The following is a 25,124-nucleotide window of genomic DNA, read 5'->3' on the forward strand; positions in this document are numbered from 1 at the left end:
GGCATGGCGACCAGCGAATGGGAGATCCCGAACGAACTTCAGCCGAACCCGGCCGAGCTTGGCTTCGACCTGGACCGGGCGCTCCGCTCCATCGTGGCGGTGAAGGCCATGGTGCCGGCCGATGCCTTCACCGCCCAGACCCTCGGCACCGAGCGGATCGGCAGCGGCGTGGTGATCCGGCCGGATGGGCTGATCGCCACGATCGGCTATATTGTCACTGAAGCGGAGACGATCTGGCTCACCACCCATGACGGGCGGGTGGTGCAGGGCCATGCGCTCGGCCATGACTTCGAGACCGGCTTCGGGCTGATCCAGGCGCTGGGCCGGCTCGACCTGCCGGCCCTGCCCGTGGAGACCGGCGAGGCGCCGCAGCCGGGCGATACCGCGGTGCTGGCCAGCGCCGGCGGCCGCAAGCACGCGCTGCGCTGCACCGTGGCGGCGCGGCAGGAATTCGCCGGCTATTGGGAATACATGCTGGAGGAGGCGATCTTCACCGCCCCCGCGCATCCCTCCTGGGGCGGGGCGGGGCTGATCGGCGGCGATGGCCGGCTGCTCGGCATCGGCTCATTGGTGATGCAGCAGCAGGACGGCAAGGGCAAGCGGGTCGACCTCAACATGGTGGTGCCGGCCAGCCTGCTGCCGCCGGTGCTGGAGGACATGCTGGCCTATGGCAGGCCGAACCGCCCGGCCCGACCCTGGCTCGGCCTCTATGCCACCGAGGATGAGAAGGGCGTCATCGCCAGTTCCATGGCGCGCGGCGGGCCGGCGCAGAAGGCCGGGCTGCAGGAGGGCGACCGGGTGCTGGCGGTAGGCGGCACCCGCATCAGCGACCTGGCCGGGCTGTGGCGCGCGGTCTGGGCCTCGGGCAGCGCCGGCACCAGGCTGCGGCTGACCATCGGCCGGGAGGCAAGCCCGCGCGAGCTGGTGGTGACCTCGATCGACCGCCGCGCCTTCCTGAAGGCACCCCGGCTGCACTGAATCCCGAGGGGGATGCAACCGCCGCCGCCTGTGCCAGACTGCCCCGACCGGCCAGAGAGCCAAACAGGAAATCGGGGGAGAGGATGACGGACAGCAATTACAATGTCGGCGACCTGGTGGCGGAATTCCTGTCGCGCATCGGGGTCACCACCTGCTTCGGCATCGTCTCGGTCCACAACATCCCGATGCTGGACGGGATCGGGCGGCGCAACGCCATCCGCTACGTCATGGCGCGCGGCGAGATGGGGGGGCGCGCATATGGCGGATGCGTATGCCCGCATCTCCGGCCATCTCGGCGTGATGTTCTCCTCCACCGGGCCGGGGGCCGCGAATACCGTGCCGGGGCTGGTGGAGGCGCAATTCGCGGGCAGCCCGGTGCTGCACATCACCGGCCAGACGGCAACGAAGTTCATCGACCGCGACATGGGCACGGTGCATGACGTGCCCGGCCAGACGGCGATGCTTGCGGCCGTGTGCAAATCCGCCTTCCGCATCCGCTCGGCCCAGGAGGCGCTGGGCGTGCTGACCCGCGCGGCGACCCTGGCGCTGACGCCCCCCCCATGGGACCGGTGAGCGTCGAGGTGCCGATCGACATCCAGCGCACCGTGATCCCCCGCCCCTCCCTGCTCGACACGCTGGTGCTGCCGGTGCCGCCGCCCCTGCCGCCCTCCGAGGCTGCGCTGGACGAGGCGGCGGAGATCCTGTTGCGGGCGAAGCGGCCCATGCTCTGGCTCGGCAATGGCGCGAAATCGGCGCGGGCGGAGGCCATGGCGCTGCTCGATCTCGGCTTCGGCGCCGTGAACTCCTGGAATGGCCGCGGCATCATCCCGGAAGACCATCCGATGAGCTTCGGCGGCTTGCAGGGCAATGGCGCGCCGCGCATCCAGGAATTCTACCGGTCCGTGGATGCCATGCTCGTGGTCGGCAGCCGGCTGCGCGGCCATGAGACGATGGACTTCTCCCTGAAGCTGCCTCAGACGCTGATCCATGTGGATGTGGACCCGCGCGCCAATGGCCGCACCTATGCCAATACCGCCTTCGTCTGCGGCGATGCGGGCCTGGTGATGGCGGGGCTGGCGAAGCGGCTGAAGGGCCGCATGGCGGTCGATCCCGCCTTCGCCGACGAGTTCCAGTCAACCAAGCGCCGCGCGGTGGCGGAATACTGCGACACCCTCGGCCCCTATGCCGAATTTCCGGCGGCGCTGCGTGGCGCCCTGCCGCGCGATGCGCTCTGGGTGCGCGACATCACCATCAGCAACAGCAGTTGGGGCAACCGGGTGTTCCCGGTGCTCGGCCCGCGCGATGCGGTGCACCCGATCAGTGCGGCGATCGGGCCGGGCCTGCCCATGGGCATCGGCGCGGCAATGGCGGGAGGGGGCCGCAAGACCGTCGCCATGGTCGGCGATGGCGGCTTCGCGCTGAACCAGACCGAGCTCTGGACCGCCGTGCAGGAACGTGCCGAGTTGGTGGTGATGGTGATGAACGACCGCGGCTATGGCGTCATCAAGCATATCCAGGGGGCGCTGCAGGACGGCCGCATGTTCTTCGGCGACCTGCAGGGACCGGATTTCCAGAAGCTCGCGGCGGTGGCGGGGCTGCCCGCCTTCCGCGTCTCCCGCGCCGAGGACCTGGCCGCCACCGTGGCGAAGGCGGTGGCGACGCCCGGCCCCTCGCTGATCGAGGTGGACATGACCGCGATCGGCGCCTTCCCGCCCTATGCGCCCTACAACACCATGGGCATCTATGCGCGGAAGGCGGCGGAATAAGCTCAGAACCGCCTGCCGAAGCCGCCGCCGCCACGGCGCCCGCCGTCCTGGTCCTGCCGGTTCATCTCGCTGCCGGCCAGGGAGGTGGCGAAATTCGCGCTTGGCAGCGGCGGCAGGGCCGCCAGCCGTTGCAGCGTCGCGCCGCCGCCGGCTGTGAAGAGCGGCGGCGCCAGGATGCGCTCGGCCGCCATGGTATCCCCGACCCGCAGGGCGCGGGAGGCGGCGTAGAGCGCATCCACCACCGCCTGTGGTGGCGCCGCAGGCGGGATGCCGAGCGCGGCGTGCATCTCTCCCGACCCTTCTGCAATTCAAGCCCGACCACCGGCGAGAAGCCAACCCAGCGCGGGCCGGTTGGGATTTCGACCGTCAGATATTCGTATTGCGCGATCGCCTGCGCCGCTTCAGCCGGGTGGCCTGCCAGGCTGGCAGGATTGCCGAAGGCATAGGCAGTGCCGATGATTGCCGCCCGGGTCGGGTCGCCGGCGCCCTGCACGGCGTCGGGCGGCAGGGTGACGGAGGGCACCGGCGGCCCCGCCGCGACGCAGCCGGCCAGCAACGTGGCGGCGAGCAGCGTGGCGGCCAGCACCGGGCTCCGCAACCCAGGCCCGGCGCAATGGACTGCATGATCGGTCATGGTTGTTCCCTGCCCTCTGGCTGGCGCCAAGCCCCAAGATGGGGTCCACGAAGCGACTCACCGCCGTCACCTCGGCGTGAGCGTGAGAGCAAGCGATGCCGTAGCGGCGCCGTGCCGGTTCGGGTAAGACCAGCATCGCCGGCCACGGGCGGGGCCGTGCCAAGGATACAAGGGAGGCTGCCGGAATGCGGATGCTTCATGGCCTGCTGGCGCTGCTGTTGCTTGCCGCCCCGGCGACGGCCCAGGATTGGCCGACGAAGCCGGTGCGGCTGGTCGTGCCCTTCCCGCCCGGCAGCATCAGCGACGCCATCGCCCGCATGGTATCGGACCGGCTGGCAGGGCCGCTCGGCCAACGCCTGGTGGTGGACAACCGCGGCGGCGCCGCCGGCAATATCGGCACCGAGCACGTCGCGCGCGCGGAGCCGGATGGCTACACTTTCGGCCTGGCCTCCTCAGGCACCCATGCCGCCAATCTCGCCCTGTACCGCAACTTAGGCTATGATCCGTTGCGCGACTTCGACCCTGTCATCGGGCTGGTGCGGGTACCGAACATGCTGGTGGTGCGCAATGCGCTGCCGGCGACCAGCGTGCAGGAATTCATCGCCTATGCGAAGGCGCGGCCGGGCGAGGTCACCTATGGCTCCATCGGCAATGGCAGCAGCCAGCACCTGGCGGGCACGCAGTTCGAACACCTCACGGGCCTCCGCCTGACGCATGTGCCCTATCGCGCCGTGCCGCCGGTGATCCTGGACATGACCGGCGACCGGCTCGATGCCAGTTTCCAGCTGGTGCCGAATGTGGTGGAGCAGGTGCGGTCCGGGCAGATCCGGGCGCTGGCCGTCGCCACCCCCGCGCGCCTGCCAGCCCTGCCTGACGTGCCGACCATGGCCGAGGCGGGGGTGAGCGGCTTCGAGACGGCGGGCTGGTTCGGCATCGTCGCGCCGCGCGGCACGCCACCGGCGGCGGTGGAGCGCCTGGCGCGGGAGGTCGCGGCGGTGCTGGCCGACAGGGACATGCGGCAAAGGCTCGCCGGCATGGGGGCGGAGCCGATGCCCTTGCCGCCGGCCGAGTTCCGCGCCTTCATCACAGCGGAGATCCCGCGCTGGCGCGACATCGTCCGCGCCTCCGGGGCGCAGCTCGACTGATACAGGCGGGGAGGCTCGGCTGGATACGCAGGCGAAGCAATCGGGCTGGGTCGGGCAGTCCCTGCCACGGGTCGAGGATGCCGCGCTGCTCACCGGCCGTGGCCGCTACATGGATGATTGCGGCACCCCGCCCGGCACGCTGCACGCCGCCATCCTGCGCTCGCCGCATGCCCATGCGCTGATCGAACGCGTGGAAGTGGAGCGCGCGCGCGCCCTGCCCGGCGTCGCCGCGGTGCTGACCGGCGCCGATATCCAGGCGCTGACCAGCAGCCTGGTGGTGGGCGTGAAGGCGCCGATGGAATGCTGGCCGATCGCTGCCGACCGCGTGCGTTATGTCGGCGAGCCGGTGGCGGTGGTGGTAGCGCGGGACCGCTACCTGGCGGAGGACGCGCTCGACCTGATCGAGATCCGCTACGCGCCGCTGCCCGCCGTGGTGGCGCCGCGTGCGGCGCTGGAGCCGGATGCGCCGGTGCTGCATGCCGGGCTCCAAGGCAATCTCGCCAGCGACCGCAGCTTCCGCTACGGCGACCCGGAGGCCGCCTTCGCCGCGGCGCCGCACCGGATTGCGGTGGAGATCGACTATCCGCGCAACGCCTGCACGCCGATCGAGACCTATGGCGTGGTGGCGGAATACGAGCCCGGCGCCGATGCCTATGACGTGCTGGCGAATTTCCAGGGCCCCTTCAGCATCCACGCGGTGATCGCGCGCGCGCTGCGGGTGCCGGGCAACCGGCTGCGGCTGCGCACCCCGCCGGACTCGGGCGGCAGCTTCGGCGTGAAGCAGGGGGTGTTTCCCTATATCGTGCTGATCGCCGCCGCGGCACGCGTGGCGGGCCGCCCGGTGAAATGGATCGAGGACCGGCTGGAGCATCTGGCGGCCTCCTCGGTCGCCACCAACCGTGCGACGCGGCTGGCGGCGGCGGTGGAGGCGGATGGCCGCATCACCGCGCTCGACTGGGACCAGATCGAGGATTGCGGCGCGCATCTCCGGGCGCCGGAACCGGCCACACTGTATCGCATGCATGGCAACATGACCGGCGCCTATACGGTGCGGCATGTCGCCATCCGCAACCGCGTGGTGCTGACCAACAAGGCGCCGACCGGGCTCAACCGCGGCTTCGGCGGGCCGCAGGTCTATTTTGCGCTGGAACGGCTGGTGCAGCGGATCGCGCTGGAATTGCGCCTCGATCCGCTGGAGGTCCTCCGCCGCAACCTGGTGCCGGCGTCGGCGATGCCCTACCGCACCGCCAGCGGCGCGCTGCTCGATTCCGGCGACTACCGCGCGGCGCTGGAGGCGGCGCTGGCCGGGGGCGGCCATGCGGAACTGCTGGCGCGGCGCGATGCGGCGCGGGCGGAGGGGCGGCTCTATGGCATCGGTTATACCGCCGTGGTGGAGCCGAGCGTCTCCAATATGGGCTATATCTCCGCGGTGCTGACGCCGGCGGAGCGGCAGCGGGCCGGGCCGAAGAACGGCGCGCAGGCGACGGCGACGATCAACCTCGACCCGGTCGGTTCGGCGACGGTGCATGTTGCCTCGACCCCGCAAGGCCAGGGGCATCGCACGGTGCTGGCGCAGGTGGTGGCGGATGAGCTTGGCCTGCACCCGCAGGATGTGCGGGTGGTGACGGAGATGGACACGGCGAAGGACGCCTGGTCCATTGCCTCGGGCAATTACGCCAGCCGCTTCGCACCGGCGGTGGCAGGGGTGACGAAGCTCGCGGCGGAGCGCTTGCGCGGGCGGCTCGCGCGTATCGCCGCGTCGCAGTTGAATGTGGCGACGGAGGATGTGGTTTTCGCCGGCGGCCGCATCTTCGCGCGCGGCAATCCAGACAATGCCCTGCCCTTCGCCCGTGTCGCCTCCGCCAGCCACTGGGCGCCTGGCACGCTGCCCGCCGATATGGACCAGGCAGTGCGCGAGACGGCGTATTGGACACCCCCGGAACTCACCGCGCCGGATGAGGCTGATGCGGTGAACTCCTCGCTCTGCCACGGCTTCATCTTCGATTTCTGCGGGGTGGAGGTGGACCGCACCACCGGCCAGGTGCGGATCGACCGCTATGTCACCATGCATGATTGCGGCCGCGTGCTGCATCCCGGCATGGTCGCCGGCCAGGTGACGGGCGGCTTCGCGCATGCGCTCGGTGCCGCGCTGTTCGAGGAGCATAGCTACGGCGCGGATGGCAGCTTCGCCACCGGCACCTTCGCCGACTACCTGGTGCCCACCGCGATGGAAGTACCGGAGCCGGTGACCCTGCATCACGAGACTCCCTCCCCCTTCACGCCGCTCGGCGCCAAGGGGGTGGGCGAGGGCAATTGCATGTCCACCCCCGTGTGCATCGCCAATGCAGTGGCGGATGCGCTGGGCCTCAAGGATGTGACCCTGCCGCTGCTGCCGGCACGGCTGGCGGCACATATCCATGGCCCAGAAGCGGCGCGGCCAGGCGGCGGCGCCGTGCCTGTTGCGGGCGGGCGGCAATTGTTCGGCGAGGGCAGCGCCATGGTCGCCGCGCCGCGGGAGCGAGTCTGGGCCATGCTGCTCGACCCCACCACCCTGGCGGCGGTGGTGCCTGGCGCGCATGACGTGCAGCGGGTCTCGGAGACGGAATTCCGGGCGGAGGTCACGCTGGGAGTCGGACCGGTGAAAGGCCGGTATCGCGTGGCGCTGACCCTCTCGGATCTGGATGCGCCGCAGGCGGTGACGCTCAGCGGCGGTGCCGAGGGCGCGCTCGGCTTCGGCCGCGGCACCGGCCGCGTCACCCTGGCGGAGGATGGGCCGGAACGCACGCGCATCGGCTACCGCTACGAGGCGGAGATCGGCGGCAAGGTGGCCAGCATCGCCGGCCGACTGCTGGATGGCGCAGCGCGGCTGGTGATCCGGCAGTTCTTCGCCGCCCTCGCCGCGCATGCCGGCGGTGGCAGCGCCCCGCGCGAGGGGATTTTCGCCCGGTTGCTGCGGCTGCTCGGCTGGCGCCGATGAAGCCAGCGCCCTTCGACTATCTGCGCGCCGAGACGCTGGAGGAGGCGCTGGAGGCGCTGCACCAGGCGGGGACGGAGGCGCGGGTGCTGGCCGGTGGGCAATCCCTCCTGCCTATGCTGAACATGCGGCTGGCGCGACCGGCGCTGCTGGTGGATATCATGCCTATCGCCGCGCTGCGCGAGGTGGCCGATGCGGCGGGGGCGCTGCGGATCGGCGCCGGCATCCGCCAGGCGGCATTGCAGGCTCGGCCCGGGCTAGCGCGGCAGCAGCCGCTGCTGGCCGCAGCCCTGCCCTGGGTGGGTCATGCCCAGACGCGCAGCCGCGGCACGCTTTGCGGCTCGGTCGCGCATGCCGATCCCAGTGCGGAAATCCCGCTGGTGCTGGTGGCGATGGGGGGCCATGTGCATCTCCGCTCCCGGCGCGGCGCACGGCGCGTGGCGGCGGAGGAATTCTTCACCGGCATGATGGCGACCACGCGGGCGGAGGAGGAAATGATCGAAGCCATCACCCTGCCCCATGCGGCGCCAGACAGCGGCCATGCGTTCCGCGAGGTCGGCCGCCGGCATGGCGACTTCGCCATCACCGCCTGCGCCGCGGTGGTGGACGCGCGCTCGGCCAGGCTGGCCGTGGGCGGAGTCGCGGACCGCCCAGTCGCACGGGCCCTTCCCCTGCCTAGTGACCCGGCGCTGGAGGATGCGCTGGAGCAATTCGCCTGGTCGCTGGAGGCACGCGACGACCTGCACGCCACCGCCGCCTATCGCCGCCACTTGGTGCGCCGCCTCGGCCGCGCCGTGCTGGAGGAAGCCGCCGCATGCCGCGCCTGAAGGCCGGGCAGCGCCACTGGCTGCACCTCACCCTGAACGGAAAGGCGGTGGAGGGCGAGGCGGAGCCGCGCCTGCTGCTCTCGGATTTCCTGCGGTACGAACTCGGCGCGACGGGCACGCATGTCGGCTGCGAGCACGGCGTCTGTGGTGCCTGCACGGTGCAGATCGACGGTGCCCCGGCACGCGCCTGCTTGACGCTCGCGGTGCAGATGGAAGGCGCGGCAATCCGCACGGTGGAGGGGTTGGCGCCGGCGCCGGACCGGCTCTCCATTCTACAGGAGGCGTTCCGCGAGCATCACGGGCTGCAATGCGGCTTCTGCACGCCAGGCATCCTGATGTCGCTCGACGCCTTCCTGCGCGAGCATCGGCGCCCGAACGAGGCTGCCTTGCGGGAGGTGCTGTCCGGCCATCTCTGCCGCTGCACCGGCTATGCGCCGATCCTGCGCGCCGCGCTGGCGGCCGCCGAACGGCTTGCGAAGGAGGCGGGGGATGCTTGACCTCGGCACCAGCTTCATGGCCAGCGTGGCGCGCGACCCGCACGCCCTGGCGCTGGTGGATGGCGATCTGCGGCTCAGCTATGCCGAGTGGCACGCAAAGATCTCCGCGCTGGTCGCGGGGCTGGATAATCTTGGGCTGCGGCGTGGCGACCGCATGCTGACCGTCTTGCAGAACCGCTGGCAGGCGGCGACGCTGCACTGGGCCTGCCAGCTTGCCGGCCTCATCATCGTGCCGCTGAACTGGCGTGCCAAGGTGGACGAGGTGGACTACGCGATAGCCGATGCCGAAGCCCGCGCCGTGGTCTTCGAGGTGGTCTCGGCGGAGGCGGTTGCGGCCGCGCCGGCGGCACTGCACCTGCCCCGCATCGCGCTCGATGCGCCCGGGCCCGGCGAGACCGGCTTCGACGCACTGGTCCAGGGCAGCGCGCCGGAGGTGGCGCCGCGCGCCGCGGCCGAGGACTGGTCGGTGATGCTCTATACCTCCGGCACCACATCCCGCCCCAAGGGCGTGCCGCGGCGGCACCGGGCGGAGCGCGCGGCGGCGGTGGCGCATGTGGCGCAGAACCTCTATGCGCATGGCGAGCGGACGCTTGGCGTGATGCCGCTCTATCACACCATGGGCGTGCGCTCCCTGCTGGCGATGTCGCTGATCGGCGGCACCTTCGTCTGCCTGCCGCGCTTCGATGCCGCCGCGGCGCTGGCGCTGATCGAGGCCGAGCGGGTCAGCAATCTCTATCTGGTGCCGACCCTCTACCATGACCTGCTGCATCATCCGCGCTTCGCGGCAACGGATGTCTCCTCGGTGCGGAAACTCGGCTTCGCCGGCGCCTCCATGACGGACGGGTTGCTGCGCGCGTTGGAGGCGGCGTTCCGGCCGGAGCTGTTCGTCAACCACTATGGCAGTTCGGAAATCTACACCTTCACCATCGACCAGGCGGCGCCACGCAAGCCGGGCAGTGCAGGCCGCGCCGGCATCAACCAGATGGTGCGGGTGGTCCGACTGGATGCGGCGGGGCCGCAGGATGCGGCGGCGGTGGGCGAGGAAGGCCAGGTCATCGCGCTGCTGGCCGGCGACGAATCCTTCGAGGGCTATTGGCGCCGCCCGGAGGCGGATGCGAAGGCCCTGCGGCAGGGCTGGTACTTCACCGGCGATACCGGCTTCCTGGATGCCGATGGCGATCTCTTCGTCACCGGCCGGGTGGACGACATGATCATCACCGGCGGCGAGAACGTCTCCCCGGTCGAGATCGAGAGCTGCCTCTCGCTACATCCGGCGGTGGCCGAGGTCGCCGTGGTCGGCCTGCCGGATACACGCTGGGGCAGGATCGTCACGGCTTTTGTCGCCGCGCACGGCCGGGTAACGGCGGCGGAGTTGGACCGGCATTGCCGCGACTCCGGCCTCAGCAATTTCAAGCGGCCGCGCCGCTTCATCTTTGTGCAGGAGGTGCCGCGCTCGCCTGTCGGCAAGCTGCTGCGCCGCAAGCTGGTGGAGGGCGATTATCGCCTCGCCGCCCCCAAGACAGACCAGGAGCAAAGTATATGAGCGACGATCCCCGCCTGACCGGCCTGGACGGATTCCGGGTGGAGCTGGCTGGGCCACGGGCTGATCTGGTGCTGCACCGGCCGCCGCTGAACGTCATCTCCATGCCACAGCGTGACCAGCTTCGCCGCGCCTTCGAGGCGCTGGACGAGATGGAAGAGATGCGCGTCATCGTGCTGCGCGCGGAAGGCGAGCATTTCTCCTCCGGCGGCTATATCAAGGGCTTCCTGGAATCCTCGCCGGAGGTGGTCTCGAAGCTGGCCTGGAACATCGCCGCGCCGGCGCGCTGCTCGAAGCCGGTCATTGCCGCCAATCGCGGCTTCACCTTCGGGGTCGGCTTCGAGATCAGCCTCGCCTGTGATTTCCGCATCTGTTCGGAGACCACGCAATATGCGCTGCCGGAGCAGAAGCTGGGGCAGATCCCGGGTTCGGGCGGTTCGGCGCGGCTGCAGAAGATCGTCGGCATCACCCGCACCAAGGATATCGTCATGCGCTCCCGCCGGATTCCGGCGAAGCAGGCGCTGGACTGGGGCATCGCCACCGAGGTGGTGCCGGACGACAGGCTGGAAGCCACGGTGGAGGCGCTGGTACAGGAGTTAATCGGCTTTGCCCCGTTGGCGCAGCGCACCGCGAAGAAGCTGCTGAATGATACCGAGGATGCGCTGCTCAATACCGCCATCGAGCTGGAGGGGCATTGCTACAGCCGGCTCCGCACCTCGGAGGACTTCGCGGAGGGGGTGCGCGCGTTCCACGAGAAGCGTGCGCCGCTGTTCAAGGGGCGTTAGCGGCCTCGGCCGCCGTGGCCAGCAGGGCTGTGGCCGCGGCGGTCCCCTCCCCGGCGCCGGACCAGGCCAGCAGCGCATGTAGGTTGCGCAGCGCCAGTCCGCGGCTTGGCGCCGCCGCCAGCCAGCCTGCCGCCATGCGGAACAGCATCGCCTGTTGCAGTTGCTCCGCTTCCAGTTCCAGCGCCGCCACACGCTGGCGGAGCGCCTTGACCGGTGCCTCCGGCCGCGGCTTCAGCCGGCGGCGCAGGTTACGGAGCGGCGCCACGACCTCCTCCCGCCAGTCTTGCACCAGTGCGGCCGCCTCCGCTACATCCGCCGGCGCCAGCGCCATGCCCCGCCCGGCACCGGCCCAGGCGCAGAACAGCGCCAGGTTCACGTCCAGCCCGAAGCGGTCCTGCAATGCGAGGCAGGCGTCCTGGACCCCCGGTGCGGCATAGACCGCGAGGGAAAAATGCCAGAAGGCATTCTCCGGCTGCAGCGTGTCCCCTTCCATGCCGCGAGTCTGGATCAGGGTACGGCCGTGGGCAAGCTATGCGTCCGGCGCAGAGGGTGCATAATCCCAGGCCGCGCCAGAGCATGGAGGATCGGATGCCAGCGGAGAGCAGCCAGCAGGAGGCCGCGAAGCCCGTCACGCGGCTGCGCGACTGGCTGGACCATCTCGCGGCGCGGGAGAGGCTGGCCGTGGCGCGGCGCGGCCTGTCGCTGGTGCATGAGATCGCCGCAGTGGCGAATCGGCTGGATGGGCGCAAGGCCACGGTCTTCCCGAATCCCGGTGGCCATGCGGTTCCCGTGGTCTCCGGGCTGATCTCCGACCGCGGCTGGATGGCGGAGGCGATGGGCGTGCCGCCCGCGCAACTGCTCCGCCGCTTCCAGGACGCCGCCGCCACGCCCCTGCCCTGGCGGGAAGTGAGCGCAGCACCGGTGCAGGAGGTGGTCCACCGGCCGGTGGACCTGGCCCGGCTGTTGCCGATACCGACCCATAACGAGCATGACAGTGGCCCCTACATCACCGCCGGCCTGCTGATCTCCCGCAATCCGCGCAGCGGCGTGCAGAACGTGACGATCCACCGGTTGCAGTTGAATGCGCCGGACCGGCTCGGCGTGCTGCTGCTGCCGCGCCACACCCTCGCCTATCTGCACATGGCGGAGGAGATGGGGCAGGATCTGGAGGTGGCGATCGTGGTCGGGATCGACCCGCTGACCCTGCTGGCCTCCCAGGCCATTGCACCGCTCGATGCGGATGAGCTGGAGATCGCCGGCGCGCTACATGGCGCGGCACTGCCGGTGGTGCAATGCGTAACCAATGCCGTGCGCGTTCCGGCCGAGGCGGAGATCGTCATCGAGGGTCGCATCCTGCGCGATACGCGGGAGGAGGAAGGCCCCTTCGGCGAATTCCCGCAGTATTACGGCGAGCGGGCGAAGCGCCATGTGGTGCAGGTGGATGCGGTGACGACGCGCAGGCGGCCGATCTTCCACACCATCGTGGGCGGCGGGCTCGAGCATCTATTGCTGGGCGGCATCCCGCGCGAGGCGACCCTGCTCACGCATCTGCAACGCAGTTTCCCAGGCGTGACCGATGTGCATCTCGGGCGTGGCGGCGTGATGCGCTACCACCTGACGGTGCAGATGCGGAAGCGCTCCGAGGGCGAGGCGAAGAACGTCATCCTTGGCGCCTTCGGCGGGCATTACGACATCAAGCAGGTGGTGGTGGTGGACGAGGATGTGGATATCCACGACCCCAACGAGGTGGAATGGGCGGTGGCGACGCGGTTCCAGGCGGATCGCGACCTGCTGGTGATCCCGGGCGCGCAGGGCTCGCGCCTCGATCCCTCCACGGAAGATGGGTTCGGCGCCAAGATGGGGCTGGATGCGACACGGCCATTGAATGCGCCGGAGATGCGGTTCAAGCGCATCTCCGTGCCTGGCCAGATCGCCATCCGCTTGCAGGATGTGCTGGACCCGGTGGCGGGCACGGCGTGGCGCGAGGCATTGGGGAGCGAAGCATGAGTGGCAGCAGCACGGGGAACACGGGAAAGCCGCAGGGCTGGGGCGCCGGCGCCACCGAGACACCGGCGGCCCGGATGCGCCGGCGCTTCCCCGCTTTCGGCGACCTTCAGCGCCACGCGAAGCTGCGCGTCGCCCGCTTCGCCTATGATTTCGTCGAAGGTGGCGTCGGCGACGGCGCGCCGAATGTCGCGCATAACCGCGCCGCGATGGATGCGGTGCGGATCGTGCCCCGCTACGCGCTGGATGTGAGCCAGGTCTCCACCGCCACCTCGCTCTTCGGGCGGGACTACGCCATGCCGGTCGGCGTCGCGCCCATGGGCAATATCGGCATGATCTGGCCGGAGGCGGATGCGATCCTGGCGGCGGCGGCGCAGGCGGCGCGCGTCCCCTATGTCAGCTCCACCGTCGCCAATGTCGGGATGGAGCGGCTGGCGCAACTCGCGCCGGATGTCTTCTGGTTCCAGCTCTACGGCCTGCCGGGCAACAGCCACGCGGTCTCGGTGGACCTGATCCAACGGGCGGAAGCGGCGGGTGCCCATGCGCTGGTGCTGACGCTGGACGTGCCGCTGCGGCAGAAGCGCGTGCATGATGTGCGCAACGGGCTGGTGGTACCCTTCCGCTTCCGCCCGCGTACCGTCTTCGACATCGCGCGTGCCCCGCTCTGGGCGCTGTCGATGCTGCAGAAGGGCCAGCCGCGCTTCGAAAACCTGCGCAAATATGTGGGCGAGAGCGCCAGCAATGCGGAGCTTGCCGGCTTCGTGCATGCGCGCATGACCACCGGCATCACCTGGGAGGACATCGCGCGGTTCCGCGAAATCTGGCCGCGCGCCCTGGTTCTGAAAGGCATCCAGCACCCGGAGGATGCCGAGCGCGCCGCAGCGTTGGGGGTGGACGGCATCTGGGTGTCGAATCATGGCGGCAGGCAATTCGATGCCGCGCCGGCGGCGATCGATACCGTGCCGGCCATCGCCGCGGCACTCGGCGGGCGGGCGAAGGTGCTGCTGGACGGTTCCATCCGCTCCGGGCTCGATGTATTCCGCTCGCTGGCGGTGGGGGCCGATTTCACCTTCTCCGGCCGCGCCTTCATGTGGTCCGTCGCTGCGCTCGGTACGGCGGGCGGCGACCATGCCATGGCGGCCTTCCAGGAGGAGATCCGCGGCACCTTCGGCCAGGGCGGCGTGCGCTCGGTCGAGGAGGCGATGCGCGCCACCGTGCTGCATCCCAACGCGATTCACTTCGACCCGCCAGGCAATGCCGCGCTGCCGGAAGCGCCGCGGCGGCGCCTGGCCGAGGCATGACCCCATGACGCCTGCCCTTCGGAGAACCGCCTTGCTTGAGACCCCCGCCACCGATCTGCTGCGCGCCCGCTACGGGGCGGATGCGCCACCAGCGGAGGGGCCGCTGAACGCAGTGCTGGAATTGCTGCTCTCGCACCGCTCCGTGCGCGCCTTCCTGCCGCGGCCATTGCCGCCGGGGGCGCTGGAGATGGTGGTGGCGGCCGCGCAGTCCGCCGCCACCTCCTCCAACCTGCAAACCTGGAGCGTGCTGGCGGTGGAGGACCCGGAGCGCAAGGCGCGGCTCTCGGCGCTGGCGGCAGGGCAGAAATTCGTGGCGCAATGCCCGCTGCTGCTGGTCTGGCTGGCCGATCTTTCGCGCCTGGCCCGGCTCGGCGAGGCGCGCGGGAAGACGCTGGAAGGACTGGACTACATGGAGGCCTTCCTGGTCGCCGCGCTGGATGCCGCGCTGGCGGCGCAGAATGCGGTGGTGGCGCTGGAATCGCTCGGCCTCGGCGGCGTCTATATCGGCGCCATGCGCAACAAGCCGGAGGAGGTCGCGGCGGAGCTCGGCCTGCCGCCCAATGTCATGGCGGTCTTCGGTCTCTGCATCGGCTGGCCCGATCCCGCGGTGCAGGCGGAGGTGAAGCCGCGGCTTCCGCAAGCCGCCGTGCTGCATCGCGAGCAGTATGACGCGACTGCGGAGGCCGGGGCGGTGGAATCCTATGATGCCGCGATGCGCGAGTTCTCGCAGCGCAACGGCATGGGCGACCAGGCCTGGACGCCGCGCGTCATGGCTCGCATCGGCACCACCGCGGCGCTGACCGGGCGCGACCGGATGCGTGCCGCGCTGGACGGGATGGGATTCAGGTTGAGGTAGCTCAGGCGCCGTCGCGCAGCAGGTCGCTGATGATCCGCTCCAGATGCTGCAATGTGTTACAGACGGCGGTGATGCGGCAATGTGGCGCGTAGCGAGGCATGTCGGAATCGCCAGTGCCCCAGACGGTGCGGACCTCCGGATTGAGCCAGATGATCTGCTTCGCCCGGTCCGCCATGCGCTTCAGGATCTCGACGCGCGGATCGTTGCGGTTGCCGCGGCCGTCGCCGAGGATGATGACGGTGGTGCGGCTGTCCAGGATCTGCATCCAGCCACGCTCGAAATCCGCCAGCGCATTGCCGTAATTGGAGGAGCCGAAGCCGATCTTTTCCAGCACCGCAGGGATGGCGCGCTCGATCGGCTCCCGCTCCAGGATGTTGCTGACCTCGATCAGCTCTCCGGCGAAGGCGAAGGAGCGCAGACCCGACAGGGCTTCGTTCAGCGAATAGAGGAACAGCAGCAGGAATTGCGACAGCGCAGCGACCGAGCCGCTGACATCGCAGAGCACCACCAGACGTGGCTTCTCGATCCGCTCCTGCTTCCATACGGTCAGGAAGGGCACCGCGTCCCAGCCCATGTTGCGGCGAAGGGTGCGGCGGGTATCGAGCACGCCGCGCCGCTCGCGCTTGCGGTTGCGGCCATATTGCGTGGCCAGGCGACGCGCCATGGCGCGCACCAGCAGGCGCATCCGCGCATGGTCGCGGCGGTCGATGGCGGTGAGGCGGGTCTGCTGCAAGCGGCGTTCACGGTATTGCTGGTTCTCGCCCTCGGCGAAGAGTTGCAGGTTCTGTTGCACGAAGTCGCGCACCTGCCCCCGCAGCCAGTCGCGCCCCTGGCGCAGGCGGCCGGCGGCCTCGCCCTGCCGGGCGATCTCCTGCTCCAGCGCCTGCAGCCCCATCTGTTCCAGGATGCGGCGGGTGAACAGGTTCACCTGGGTGAACAGCGTGATGTTGGAAAGGCCGATGGCCACCGCAGCGCGTTCCATCACCGCGGCAAGGCCGGCCTGGTCGCCTTCCAGCAGCATCCGCGCCAGCGCGCCGCCGCCACCTCCGCCGGCGCTCTCGCCGCCGGACTGGCCTGGCAGCGCAGGTGGCGAGCTGTCGGGCCCGGCTGGCACCTCGGCGCGGAAGCTGTCGCGGCTGAAGAACAGATCGAAGCAGGACTCGAACTGCCGCTTCTCCTCCAGCGTCTTGGCGAGCACCAGGCCGAGCGTGTCGCGCAGCCTTTCGCGCTCGTCGAAGCCCACCACCTCCACCGCGCGCACCGCATCGATGCTCTCGGCCGGAGAGATGCGCAGCCCGGCACTGCGCGCGGCACGGAAGAAGTCAAGGAGGGGACCGCGCATGGCCCGGCTCTAGCGCACCGACTCCACCTCGCGCCGCGCCTTCTGCAGCATGGCGCCGAGTTGAGGTTCCGCCACCTCGATGTCGTTCTCGAATTTCAGCAGCACGTTCAGCGTATTCCGCACCAGGTCGGGGTCCAGATCATGGGCATGCAGCAGCACCAGCACGCGGGCCCAGTCGATGGTTTCGCTGACCGAGGGGAGTTTCTTCAGGTCCAGGGTGCGCAATTGCTGCACGAAGCTCACCAATTGCCGACGCAACCCGGCCTCGATCCCCGGCACGCGGGTGGCGACGATGCGGCCCTCCAGCTTCGCATCGGGTAGGCCGATATGCAGGTGCAGGCAGCGGCGCTTCAGCGCATCCCCGAGGTCGCGCATGCTGTTCGAGGTCAGCAGCACAATCGGCGGCACGGTGGCGTGCACGGTGCCGATTTCCGGGATGCTCACCTGGTAGTCGGAGAGGATCTCCAGCAGGAAGGCCTCGAATTCCTGGTCGGCCTTGTCCACCTCATCGACCAGCAGCACCGCGCCGCCAGGCTCCCGCAGCGCCCGCAACAGGGGCCTCGGCTCCAGGAAATGCTCGGAGAAGAACAGGTCGCTGAATCCGTGCAGCCGGCTCAATGCCGCCTCCAGCCCCGGCTCCTCGCCCAGCACGGCGCCCAGCCGATCCTTCAGGATCTGGGTATAGAGAAGCTGCTTGCCGTATTTCCACTCATAGAGGGCCTTGGACTCGTCCAGCCCCTCATAGCACTGCATTCGCACCAGCGGGATGCCGAGCCAGGCGGAGACCGCCTTGGCCAGTTCCGTCTTGCCGACCCCGGCCGGCCCTTCCACCAGGATCGGCTTGCGCAGGTGATGCGCCAGGTAGACGGCGGTGGAGATCGGCCGGCTGGCGATATAGCCGGCATCCTCCAGCCCGCGCTCCGTCGCCTCGATGGAATGGAGCAATTCGTGGAAAGCGGCACTCATGCGGCGGGCGCGCCCCTATGATTGGGCATCCTGGACCTCCTGGCGGGCTTCCGGTCTTAGCGCGGGCCGCGCGCGGCGCCAAATTGGCCCCCGCTCAACCTCGGCCCATGGCGTGGAACTCGCGGTTGGGACGCAGGTCGGTCGCATTCGCCAGGCGGTTCGACATCGAGAAGAAAGCGGTGATGGCGGCGATGTCCCAGATTTCCTCCTCCTCGAAGCCGGCCTCGCGCAGCGCCTGGCGATCCGGCTCGCCCACCAGATGCGCTGCCTCTGACACCTTCATGGCGAAGCCGAGCATCGCCTTCTGCCTGGGGGTGATGTCGGCCTTGCGCCAATTCGCCGCAACCTGTTCCGAAATGGCCGGCTCCTTGGCCCGGATGCGCAGGATGGCGCCATGCGCCACTACGCAGTACTGGCACTGATTGGCGCTGCTGATCGCCACCACGATCATCTCCCGCTCCGCCGCGGTAAGCCCCTCGCGCTTGTCCATCAGGGCGTCGTGATAGGCCAGAAAGGCGCGGAATTCCTCCGGCCGGCGGGCCAGCAGCAGGAAGACATTGGGGATGAAGCCGGCCTTCTCCTGCACCGCCAGCATGCGGGCGCGGATATCCTCGGGCACCTCCTCCAACGTCGGGATGGGGAAGCTGCTGATCTTGGGGGCGGCCGGCATGGGTCTGTTCCTCTCCATTGAGCCCGAAGCCGGACGGATACATGCTGCATCCCGGGGATGGAAGCCGCGAGGCGGAACAACATGACAGAATGCGTCAGGACCACCCGCCGCGCTGCACTCAGCCTGCTGGCCGGCGCAGCGTTGCCGCAACCCCTGCGCGCCGATCCCAATTGACCGGCCCGGCCGGCGCGGCTGATCGTGCCCTACCCGCCCGGCGGCGGCGCCGACATGGTTGCGCGGCTGCTGGTGTCCGCCATCCAGGAACTGCCGGGGGCACCGCAGATCGTCATCGACAACCGGCCCGGCGCGGGCGGCAATATCGGCACCGAGCAGATGGCGAAATCGCCGGCCGATGGCTACACGCTCGGCGTCATCACCACTGGGTAACCGGGGCAAATCACTGGGCATGGTGGTTGCGCTAGGGGCGGCGGCGTGATTCACGCTGAGCATGTCACCGCCGGATGCCGCGTCGCTGGAGACCCTCTCGCTCGCTGAACTGCGGGACCTCATCGGTGGGCTGGCGTCGGAGGTCGCACGGTTGAAGGTCGCCAGTGAGGCGCAGCAAGCGACGATGACGAGCCTGAAGGCTGAGAACCAAGCCTTGCGGGGCGAGGTAGCTCGGCTTACGGGGCTTCCGCCGCGGCCACCGTCGCGGCCTTCCGGGATGGAGCAGGCAACCGACGGCGGCGGGACTGGCCCAAGCGGCATCCATGCGCTCTGCTGGATCCATGCCGAGCGGTTGGTGCACAAGCTGGTGCCCACCACCGACGAGCAACGCCGCGCCATCGAACTCACCCGAACCCTGATCTGGTGGCTCTACACCGACCTGAAGGCCTGGCAGCACGAGCCCTGCCCCAGCCAGGCGGCGGCGCTGCGGGCGCGGTTTGACCGGATCTTCACCCGCCGCACCGGCCTGATCAGCCCGGGAATCCGCCCCGATTACGGCGGACGCCTTCCAGGCGATCTGCGATGCCTGGGCAATGAAGCCCACCATCTTCGGGATCAACCCACACCATCTCATCCCAGGACCAAACACCTAGTCAGGCTGAATACCGAGCCGGCGGATGAGGTCGCCCCATTTCGCGGTCTCGCTGGCAATCAGGCTCTCCAGCGAAGCCGCGTCTCCCGTCATCGGCTCCGCACCGATCGCCGCGAAGCGTTCGCGGATCGGGGGGATCCTGCAGCGCCTGCCCTACGATGCCGCCGACGCGCTCCCGCGCAGCGGTTGGCAGCGACCGTGGCGCCAGCATCACAAACCACGGATCCACGGCGTAGCCGGGCACCCCTGCCTCGGCCACGGTGGGCAGTTCCGGAAAGGCGGCGATGCGTCGCCCGGTGGTGACCGCCAGCGCCCGCAGCCGGCCCGAAGCAATGTGTGGCGAGGCGGAGGTGACGCTGTCGAACATCGCATCCAGCCGTCCGGAAACCAGGTCGGCGACCGCCGGGCCCGAGCCGCGATAGGGCACATGGATCATCTCGATCCCTGCCATTGCGCAGAACAGCGCCCCGGCCAGATGGATCGAGGTGCCGCTGCCGGCCGAGCCATAGGTCAACTCGCCGGGCTGCTTGCGGGCGGCCTCGACCAGATCGGCCTGGCTGCGCCAGGGTCGGGCCGCCGGCACTGCCAGCAGGTTCGGCACGATCGCGACCGGCGCCACAGCAGCGAAGTCGGCGATGCTGTCGTAGGGCAGCCGGGGGTAGAGCGCGGGGTTCACGGCGTGCGCGATCGACACCATCAACAGCGTGTGGCCGTCCGTGCTCTGGGCGGCGGCGGCACTGCCGATGGTGCCGCCCGCGCCGGTGCGGTTCTCCACCACCGCAGGCTGCCCCAAGGCATCCGACAGACGTGGTGCGAGCAGCCGGGTCATGGCGTCGATCGCACCGCCCGGCGGGAAGGGCACAATGATCCGCAACGGCCGGTCGGGCCAGGAGGCGGACTGGGCCCTGCCCGTCACAGGCGAAATCGCAGCCACCGCCGGCAGTCCTGCGGCGAGGCCGAAGACCAGGAAACGTCGCTGCATGGGTCACCTCCCGAAGGCTGGCGCACCGGCTGGCTGGGGGCGGGACACTGCCTCCCTGGGTGCCTGCGCAGCCGCCCAGCGGGTTGCATAGAGGCACGGCAGGCCGCCCGATGCCACTGTCAACGCGCATCACCAATGATCCAGATGATGCTGCCTGCCTATGCTCCCGACGGCACCGGGCCCCTACGCGACCGCCGAGGGATGCCGGGCGAGCGGGGTGACGGCGACCTCCATGAAGGGGAAAAGAGGCAGCGAGGAGAGGATGCCGTGGAGCTCGTCGTGATCCGTCACGTCGAACACCGAGATATTCGAGTACTGCCCGGCGATCCGCCACAGGTGCACCCATTTGCCCTGGCGCTGCAGATCCTGGGCGCGGGCCTTCTCCTCCGCCTTCAGCCGCTCGAACTCCGCCGGGTCGATGCCGTGCGGCGGCCGCACGTCCATCCTGACATGGTAGAGCATGGTGTCTCTCCTATCGCCGCGCGTAGTGGCGCAGCTTGTCCTCATCCAGGACGACGCCGATGCCGGGTCCGGTCGGCAGGTGGACATGGAAATCCTCGAAGCGCAGCGGCTCCGCCACGTACTCGCCGGTCAGGATCTGCGGCCCGAAGTGCTCGCAGCCCCATTCCAGCTCGCGGAAGGTGGCGAAGACCTGCAGGTGCGCCGCAGCCCCCACCGAACTCTCCAGCAGGCAGCCGCCATAGAGGCCGATGCCGGCCGCCTCCGCCACCGCCGCCACCTTGCGCACCCCGAGCAACCCGGCATGCTTCACCAGCTTGAGCGACACCGCATCGGCCGCAGCCGCCTGCGCCACCGCCAGCATGTCGTGCGCGTCGAACACGCATTCGTCCGCCAGCAGCGGCGGCGTGCCGGACCGCGCGCGCAGCCGGGCCATGGCGCCGATGTTCCAGGCCGGCACGGGCTGCTCCACCAGGCGTATGTCCATCTCCGCGAGCTGGGGCAGGCAGCGCGCCGCCACCGTCTCGTCCCAGGCCTGGTTGGCGTCCACGATCAGCTCGGCGCGGCCTTCCAGCGCGCGGGCGAGCTGGCGCATCCGGGCCATGTCGGCCTCGGGCGGCTGCGCGCCGATCTTGACCTTGAAGGTACGGTGCAGGCGGGCCTCCAGCTTGCGCTCGGCCTCCTCCACCTCCTGCGCCGGGTCGCCGGAGGCCAGCGTCCAGAGCACGGGAAAGCGGTCCCGCACCGCGCCGCCGAGCAGGGCAGCGGCGGGCAGGTCGAGGGTCTTGCCCACGGCGTCGAACAGCGCTGTCTCGATGGCGGCCTTGGCGGCATTATTGCGCTTGGCCGCCTGGTCCAGGCGGATGCCGGCCGCCTCGAAGCGGTCGGCACGCTGGCCCAGGATGGCAGGGGCGAGGTAGGCGTCGATGTTGGCCTTCATGGCCTCGACGCTTTCCTCACTCCAGCGCGGGCCGCCCAGCGTGGCCGCCTCGCCGATGCCCTCGGCGCCGTTGGCGAGACGAAGCTGCACGATGACGTAGCTTTGGGCGGTGACGGAGGTCTGGGACAGCTTGTGCCGGCGCACCGTCGGCACGTCCACGATGGTGCTGCGAACGGAGGCGACGGCGAGGTCGCGGGTGGGGCTGTTTGCCTCGGGACAGGGGGCTGGCATGGAAGCCTCCGGCTTGGATGTGGCTAGGGTCGCGCCGCCCCGCAGGGCAGCACTGCTTCCCCGGGTTACGCGGCCTTGGCGTGCTCGCGCACGACCACCGCCTCCGGCAGGTTCGCGGCCTCCCGGTTCAGCTCGAAATCGAAGTGGATCGTGGCGAAGGGCTCTTTTAGGCCGAGGGCCTTGATCTCCGCCGGATCGGTGTGGCGGATCAGCTCCGGGATTAGCCCCTCGCGGGTGGCGAAAGCGAAGTCGTCGTGCAGGTACGGGTCGTCCGCGATGTTGATCTGCGTGGTCAGCTTCCGGTAGCCCGGCGCCTCGACGAAGAAGTGGATGTGCGCGGGGCGCTTGCCATGCCGGCCGAGTGCGTCGAGCAGTTGCTGCGTCGGCCCCTCCGGTGGGCAGCCGTAGCCCGAGGGCATGATGGTACGGAAGCGGTAGCGGCCCTCGGCGTCGGTCTCGATGCGCCGGCGCAGGTTGTAGGGGCTCTGCGATGGATCGAAGAATGAGTAGCCGCCCTTGGTATTGGCGTGCCAGACGTCCACGATGGCACCGGGGATGGGCTTGCCCTCCGTGTCCCTGACCTGCCCCTCCATGAACAGCACCTCGCCTTTCTCCGGGTCCTGGTCCAGCCGGGCCTCGCCCTTCGAGAGCGGCGCGTTGGTGATGTAGAGCGGCCCCTCGATGGTGCGCGGTGTGCCGCCCTGCAGACCGGCGCGGCGTTCCTTTTCGTCCATCACCATGTCGAGAAAGGCTTCAATGCCCAGCCCGGCGACGAGCAGCCCGGCCTCATTGGCCTGGCCGAGTCGGGTGATGTAGCTCACCGTCGTCCAGAACTCGGTGGGGGTGATGTCGAACTCCTCGATCACGCGGCACATGTCGGTCGCAATGCGATGCACAATGTGCTTCAGGCGCTCGTTCCCGCCTGGCTGATCAAGCCCGGCGGCATGGTTCAGCAACTGCTGCACCTCGGGAGTGTTGGTCACGGAATCGGTCATCGATTTCCTCCACACCAGCTTCGTGCCGGCACTTCACTGGGTTCCTGCTCGATGCGCTCCGGCGTTTGCACGACAGGAAGGCCTGGGTGCCCTGCCCCGTCCTCCGACGCCGGCAGGATAGGCCACCGCGACCAACCCTCGGAGGAAATCCGCGGCACCCTAGCGGCAGCCGCCGGCTGCAGGGAGAACCACTCTACCAACCCAACACCGGCCAGCGGGTAATGAGTCGGTGCAATCCAACCCCGCGATCTGGGTCCGCGCCTGGCTGACGTTCCGGCACAATGCCAACGCTGGGCCTTCCCAAGCGGTCGAGCCACGCGCTGCGCCCTGACAATGAACTGCGGCGGCGTTCCGCCTCCAAGGGGCGGGTCCATTTGGAGCTTGTTCATCGGGACACCTCCAAGACGGACAGCTAACGTGATGATGCGATCACTGGGGATACGAGCTCGTGGACGGCTCGGACGAGCGCGCCTGGCGCAAAGGGCTTCAGCAGGTGTCGTTCGTGAGGTGCCAGAGCGACACAGCGGGCCAGATTCGGCGCGTAGCCGCTCATGACTACGACACCCAGCGCAGGCCACCGATGGCGCAGCTCGGCCACGAGCGCGAAACCATCCATGCATCCGCGGCCAAGGTTCACATCCGTTACCAGCACTGGCGGAGGTGGCTGACCAGGATGTGCCAGCATGGCCTCGAGCGCGGCTTCAGCGCTGGCAGCCCCAGCGACTTGTAGACCGGCAGCTTCAAGGCTTTCGGTGAGGACCTCCCGCAGGAGCACCTCGTCTTCGACCACAAGCACATCCATGCGCAGCCCTTTGTTCTGCGCAGCGCGCCCCCGCTCCCGGCTGCTGTTCGCTATCCCGAGATGACGAAGCGATGACATCGAGGAGAGTTCGTTGAGTAGGTGGATTCACTCAACTGAAAACCGCCGCTTACTCTGCGGTGGTCCCCATTCTCCGGACAGTTTGACGGCCTGGGTAAACTCGGTCCTGGTTGTCGTCAGGCCGCCCATCTTTCCATCTCACCCATCCCATACGCCTCGTCGGGGGTCTGCCCCGCCAGGGTGCTGTGTCGGCGTCCGGCGTTGTAGTAGCCGATCCGCTTCGCCAGTCCGGCCCGCCGCTCCGAGCCGGTCTTGAAGGCATGCAGGTAGACGCACTCGTACTTCAGGCTACGCCACAGCCGTTCGATGAACACGTTGTCCATCCAGCGGCCGCAGCCGTCCATCGAGACGCGCACCCCAGCCTGCTGCAGCAGGCCGGTGAAGCGCGGCGAGGTGAACTGGCTGCCCTGGTCGGTATTGAAGATCTCCGGCCGCCCGAACCGCGCCAGCGCCTCTTCCAGGGCTTCGAGGCAGAACTCCACATCCAGGGTGTTCGACACCCGCCAAGACAGCACCTTCCGCGTCACCCAGTCCATCACCGCGACCAGGGAGAGGAAGCCGCGCCGCATCGGCAGATAGGTGATGTCGGCGCACCAGACGTGGTTCGGGCGGCCGGTCACCAGCTCCCGCAGCAGGTAGGGAAACACCTGGTGGTCGGGCTGCGGCGTGCTCGTCCGCGGCCGCTGGTAGATCGGCGCCAGGCCCATCTTCGCCATCAGCCGCCGGATGCGCTTGCGGCCGACCCCATAACCTTCCCGGCACAGATGCCGCGCCATCTGCCGCGAGCCATACCAGGGCGTCTCCAGGAACTGCGCGTCGATCAGCCGCATCAGCTCGAGGTTCAGCGCCGTCTCGCCCGCGGGCCGATGGTGGAGCCCCGACCGGCTGATCGAGACCAACTCGCACTGCCGCACCACCGACAGCCGCGGGTGCTCCGGCTCGATCATCTGGCGGCGCTGATCGAGGCTCATCGACCGGACATTTTCGCCAAAAAATCCCGTTCCACCACCAGCTGCCCGATCTTGGCGTGCAGCTTCTCGACATCCGCCTCGGCCGCTTTCGCGCTCTCCTGCGCCGCTGCCTTGCCGGAGAACACCGCCGTCAGCCCCTCCATGGCCTGCCGCTTCCACTCACCGACCATCGTCTGGTGAATGCCGTGCTTGGCAGCCAGCTGCGCCGTCGTCAGCTCACCCCGCAGCGCATCCAACGCCACCTTCACTTTGAACTCCGCCGTGTATCGCTTCCGCTTGCCCGTCATCCGGGTCCGTTCTTGTCGCAGGCAGACCAAGCTCAACCGCCTGTCCAAAATCCGG

Annotated in this window: 25 protein-coding genes and 1 pseudogene; 15 read left to right on the forward strand and 11 right to left on the reverse strand. The window is 69.4% G+C overall.

Annotated features, from left to right (window positions below):
• Window positions 1–3: 3 nt before the first annotated feature.
• From KSF81_RS18400 to KSF81_RS18410, 4 genes and pseudogenes are all read left to right on the forward strand, one after another.
• The gene (locus KSF81_RS18400; RefSeq protein WP_217380210.1) at window positions 4–978 is read left to right on the forward strand and encodes a S1C family serine protease; all 975 of its coding nucleotides are present in this window, start codon (window positions 4–6) and stop codon (window positions 976–978) included.
• An 83-nt stretch (window positions 979–1,061) separates the two neighbouring features.
• A pseudogene (locus KSF81_RS32305) lies at window positions 1,062–1,211 on the forward strand (thiamine pyrophosphate-binding protein); the annotation flags it as partial.
• 25 nt (window positions 1,212–1,236) lie between these two features.
• A complete protein-coding gene (locus KSF81_RS29995; protein WP_254453606.1) occupies window positions 1,237–1,551 on the forward strand; it encodes a thiamine pyrophosphate-binding protein in 315 nt (104 codons plus the stop codon).
• Window positions 1,539–2,744, forward strand: a complete 1,206-nt coding sequence (locus KSF81_RS18410) for a thiamine pyrophosphate-dependent enzyme (protein ID WP_217380212.1) — start codon at window positions 1,539–1,541, stop codon at window positions 2,742–2,744. The genes KSF81_RS29995 and KSF81_RS18410 overlap by 13 nt, the downstream gene beginning before the upstream one ends.
• A gap of 2 nt (window positions 2,745–2,746) precedes the next feature.
• Here the strand turns inward: KSF81_RS18410 and KSF81_RS18415 are convergent, their stop codons facing one another.
• Window positions 2,747–3,031, reverse strand: coding sequence for a hypothetical protein (locus KSF81_RS18415; RefSeq protein WP_217380213.1), 285 nt, complete (start codon window positions 3,029–3,031; stop codon window positions 2,747–2,749).
• A 168-nt stretch (window positions 3,032–3,199) separates the two neighbouring features.
• On the opposite strand from KSF81_RS18415, the gene KSF81_RS18420 reads away from it, so the two are divergent.
• The 7 genes from KSF81_RS18420 (at window position 3,200) to KSF81_RS18450 (ending at window position 11,146) form a co-directional block, all read left to right on the forward strand.
• Entirely contained in the window at window positions 3,200–3,370 is a 171-nt protein-coding gene (locus KSF81_RS18420) for a hypothetical protein (RefSeq protein WP_217380214.1), read from the forward strand.
• Between the two features lie 193 nt (window positions 3,371–3,563).
• Window positions 3,564–4,523, forward strand: a complete 960-nt coding sequence (locus KSF81_RS18425; RefSeq protein ID WP_254453607.1) for a tripartite tricarboxylate transporter substrate binding protein — start codon at window positions 3,564–3,566, stop codon at window positions 4,521–4,523.
• A gap of 61 nt (window positions 4,524–4,584) precedes the next feature.
• On the forward strand, window positions 4,585–7,500 hold the full coding sequence (locus KSF81_RS18430; protein ID WP_256444351.1) for a molybdopterin cofactor-binding domain-containing protein: 2,916 nt from the start codon (window positions 4,585–4,587) through the stop codon (window positions 7,498–7,500).
• Window positions 7,497–8,324, forward strand: coding sequence for a xanthine dehydrogenase family protein subunit M (locus KSF81_RS18435; RefSeq protein WP_217380215.1), 828 nt, complete (start codon window positions 7,497–7,499; stop codon window positions 8,322–8,324). Before KSF81_RS18430 ends, KSF81_RS18435 begins: the two co-directional genes overlap by 4 nt.
• Entirely contained in the window at window positions 8,312–8,821 is a 510-nt protein-coding gene (locus KSF81_RS18440) for a (2Fe-2S)-binding protein (protein WP_217380216.1), read from the forward strand. Before KSF81_RS18435 ends, KSF81_RS18440 begins: the two co-directional genes overlap by 13 nt.
• Complete coding sequence (locus tag KSF81_RS18445; RefSeq protein ID WP_217380217.1) at window positions 8,814–10,364, forward strand: AMP-binding protein; 1,551 nt, start codon at window positions 8,814–8,816, stop codon at window positions 10,362–10,364. The genes KSF81_RS18440 and KSF81_RS18445 overlap by 8 nt, the downstream gene beginning before the upstream one ends.
• A complete protein-coding gene (locus tag KSF81_RS18450) occupies window positions 10,361–11,146 on the forward strand; it encodes an enoyl-CoA hydratase/isomerase family protein (RefSeq protein ID WP_217380218.1) in 786 nt (261 codons plus the stop codon). The genes KSF81_RS18445 and KSF81_RS18450 overlap by 4 nt, the downstream gene beginning before the upstream one ends.
• Here KSF81_RS18450 and KSF81_RS18455 read toward each other — a convergent pair.
• Entirely contained in the window at window positions 11,133–11,639 is a 507-nt protein-coding gene (locus KSF81_RS18455) for a TIGR02444 family protein (RefSeq protein ID WP_217380219.1), read from the reverse strand. The genes KSF81_RS18450 and KSF81_RS18455 overlap by 14 nt on opposite strands.
• Window positions 11,640–11,734: 95 nt before the next feature.
• Between KSF81_RS18455 and KSF81_RS18460 the strand changes: the two genes are divergently transcribed.
• From KSF81_RS18460 to KSF81_RS18470, 3 genes are read left to right on the forward strand one after another with little or no spacing between them, the layout of a single operon-like run.
• Window positions 11,735–13,153, forward strand: a complete 1,419-nt coding sequence (locus tag KSF81_RS18460; protein WP_217380220.1) for a UbiD family decarboxylase — start codon at window positions 11,735–11,737, stop codon at window positions 13,151–13,153.
• Complete coding sequence (locus tag KSF81_RS18465) at window positions 13,150–14,451, forward strand: alpha-hydroxy acid oxidase (protein ID WP_217380221.1); 1,302 nt, start codon at window positions 13,150–13,152, stop codon at window positions 14,449–14,451. Before KSF81_RS18460 ends, KSF81_RS18465 begins: the two co-directional genes overlap by 4 nt.
• Before the next feature lie 31 nt (window positions 14,452–14,482).
• Window positions 14,483–15,307, forward strand: coding sequence for an NADPH-dependent oxidoreductase (locus tag KSF81_RS18470; RefSeq protein WP_254453609.1), 825 nt, complete (start codon window positions 14,483–14,485; stop codon window positions 15,305–15,307).
• 1 nt (window position 15,308) lies between these two features.
• Here KSF81_RS18470 and KSF81_RS18475 read toward each other — a convergent pair whose 3' ends face one another.
• From KSF81_RS18475 to KSF81_RS18485, 3 genes are all read right to left on the reverse strand, one after another.
• Entirely contained in the window at window positions 15,309–16,649 is a 1,341-nt protein-coding gene (locus tag KSF81_RS18475; RefSeq protein WP_217380223.1) for a VWA domain-containing protein, read from the reverse strand.
• A gap of 9 nt (window positions 16,650–16,658) precedes the next feature.
• Window positions 16,659–17,615 (reverse strand): MoxR family ATPase, encoded by a 957-nt coding sequence (locus KSF81_RS18480; RefSeq protein WP_217380224.1) that lies wholly within the window; start codon window positions 17,613–17,615, stop codon window positions 16,659–16,661.
• A 94-nt stretch (window positions 17,616–17,709) separates the two neighbouring features.
• Window positions 17,710–18,285, reverse strand: a complete 576-nt coding sequence (locus KSF81_RS18485) for a peroxidase-related enzyme (protein WP_217380225.1) — start codon at window positions 18,283–18,285, stop codon at window positions 17,710–17,712.
• A 198-nt stretch (window positions 18,286–18,483) separates the two neighbouring features.
• On the opposite strand from KSF81_RS18485, the gene KSF81_RS18490 reads away from it, so the two are divergent.
• Window positions 18,484–18,672, forward strand: coding sequence for a tripartite tricarboxylate transporter substrate-binding protein (locus KSF81_RS18490; RefSeq protein ID WP_217380226.1), 189 nt, complete (start codon window positions 18,484–18,486; stop codon window positions 18,670–18,672).
• A 653-nt stretch (window positions 18,673–19,325) separates the two neighbouring features.
• On the opposite strand, the gene KSF81_RS18495 is transcribed toward KSF81_RS18490, so the two are convergent.
• The 6 genes from KSF81_RS18495 to KSF81_RS18520 form a co-directional block, all read right to left on the reverse strand.
• Window positions 19,326–20,306 (reverse strand): tripartite tricarboxylate transporter substrate binding protein, encoded by a 981-nt coding sequence (locus KSF81_RS18495; protein ID WP_217380227.1) that lies wholly within the window; start codon window positions 20,304–20,306, stop codon window positions 19,326–19,328.
• A 183-nt stretch (window positions 20,307–20,489) separates the two neighbouring features.
• Entirely contained in the window at window positions 20,490–20,768 is a 279-nt protein-coding gene (gene catC, locus KSF81_RS18500) for a muconolactone Delta-isomerase (RefSeq protein ID WP_217380228.1), read from the reverse strand.
• Between the two features lie 10 nt (window positions 20,769–20,778).
• Window positions 20,779–21,936, reverse strand: a complete 1,158-nt coding sequence (locus KSF81_RS18505; protein ID WP_217380229.1) for a muconate/chloromuconate family cycloisomerase — start codon at window positions 21,934–21,936, stop codon at window positions 20,779–20,781.
• A gap of 65 nt (window positions 21,937–22,001) precedes the next feature.
• On the reverse strand, window positions 22,002–22,931 hold the full coding sequence (gene catA, locus KSF81_RS18510) for a catechol 1,2-dioxygenase (RefSeq protein WP_217380230.1): 930 nt from the start codon (window positions 22,929–22,931) through the stop codon (window positions 22,002–22,004).
• Window positions 22,932–23,343: 412 nt separating this feature from the next.
• Window positions 23,344–23,733 carry a response regulator gene (locus tag KSF81_RS18515; RefSeq protein WP_217380231.1) on the reverse strand — a complete coding sequence of 130 codons (390 nt, stop codon included), beginning with the start codon at window positions 23,731–23,733 and terminating at the stop codon, window positions 23,344–23,346.
• A 194-nt stretch (window positions 23,734–23,927) separates the two neighbouring features.
• Window positions 23,928–25,069, reverse strand: a protein-coding gene (locus KSF81_RS18520; RefSeq protein WP_254453610.1) for an IS3 family transposase whose coding sequence is annotated in 2 segments (ribosomal slippage) — window positions 23,928–24,793 and window positions 24,793–25,069 — 1,143 coding nt in all. Because the reading frame shifts where the segments join, the coding sequence is not laid out codon by codon here.
• Window positions 25,070–25,124: the final 55 nt, after the last annotated feature.

The organism is Siccirubricoccus sp. G192 (assembly GCF_019084075.1).
Classification (GTDB): domain Bacteria; phylum Pseudomonadota; class Alphaproteobacteria; order Acetobacterales; family Acetobacteraceae; genus G192.

Coding starts and splice junctions, on each gene's coding strand:
- KSF81_RS18400 (WP_217380210.1), top strand. CDS start 4: ATGGCGACCAGCGAATGGGAGATCCCGAACGAACTTCAGCCGAACCCG.
- KSF81_RS29995 (WP_254453606.1), top strand. CDS start 1,237: ATGGCGGATGCGTATGCCCGCATCTCCGGCCATCTCGGCGTGATGTTC.
- KSF81_RS18410 (WP_217380212.1), top strand. CDS start 1,539: ATGGGACCGGTGAGCGTCGAGGTGCCGATCGACATCCAGCGCACCGTG.
- KSF81_RS18415 (WP_217380213.1), bottom strand. CDS start 3,031: ATGCACGCCGCGCTCGGCATCCCGCCTGCGGCGCCACCACAGGCGGTG.
- KSF81_RS18420 (WP_217380214.1), top strand. CDS start 3,200: ATGATTGCCGCCCGGGTCGGGTCGCCGGCGCCCTGCACGGCGTCGGGC.
- KSF81_RS18425 (WP_254453607.1), top strand. CDS start 3,564: ATGCGGATGCTTCATGGCCTGCTGGCGCTGCTGTTGCTTGCCGCCCCG.
- KSF81_RS18435 (WP_217380215.1), top strand. CDS start 7,497: ATGAAGCCAGCGCCCTTCGACTATCTGCGCGCCGAGACGCTGGAGGAG.
- KSF81_RS18440 (WP_217380216.1), top strand. CDS start 8,312: ATGCCGCGCCTGAAGGCCGGGCAGCGCCACTGGCTGCACCTCACCCTG.
- KSF81_RS18445 (WP_217380217.1), top strand. CDS start 8,814: ATGCTTGACCTCGGCACCAGCTTCATGGCCAGCGTGGCGCGCGACCCG.
- KSF81_RS18450 (WP_217380218.1), top strand. CDS start 10,361: ATGAGCGACGATCCCCGCCTGACCGGCCTGGACGGATTCCGGGTGGAG.
- KSF81_RS18455 (WP_217380219.1), bottom strand. CDS start 11,639: ATGGAAGGGGACACGCTGCAGCCGGAGAATGCCTTCTGGCATTTTTCC.
- KSF81_RS18460 (WP_217380220.1), top strand. CDS start 11,735: ATGCCAGCGGAGAGCAGCCAGCAGGAGGCCGCGAAGCCCGTCACGCGG.
- KSF81_RS18465 (WP_217380221.1), top strand. CDS start 13,150: ATGAGTGGCAGCAGCACGGGGAACACGGGAAAGCCGCAGGGCTGGGGC.
- KSF81_RS18475 (WP_217380223.1), bottom strand. CDS start 16,649: ATGCGCGGTCCCCTCCTTGACTTCTTCCGTGCCGCGCGCAGTGCCGGG.
- KSF81_RS18480 (WP_217380224.1), bottom strand. CDS start 17,615: ATGAGTGCCGCTTTCCACGAATTGCTCCATTCCATCGAGGCGACGGAG.
- KSF81_RS18485 (WP_217380225.1), bottom strand. CDS start 18,285: ATGCCGGCCGCCCCCAAGATCAGCAGCTTCCCCATCCCGACGTTGGAG.
- KSF81_RS18495 (WP_217380227.1), bottom strand. CDS start 20,306: ATGCAGCGACGTTTCCTGGTCTTCGGCCTCGCCGCAGGACTGCCGGCG.
- catC (WP_217380228.1), bottom strand. CDS start 20,768: ATGCTCTACCATGTCAGGATGGACGTGCGGCCGCCGCACGGCATCGAC.
- KSF81_RS18505 (WP_217380229.1), bottom strand. CDS start 21,936: ATGCCAGCCCCCTGTCCCGAGGCAAACAGCCCCACCCGCGACCTCGCC.
- catA (WP_217380230.1), bottom strand. CDS start 22,931: ATGACCGATTCCGTGACCAACACTCCCGAGGTGCAGCAGTTGCTGAAC.
- KSF81_RS18515 (WP_217380231.1), bottom strand. CDS start 23,733: ATGGATGTGCTTGTGGTCGAAGACGAGGTGCTCCTGCGGGAGGTCCTC.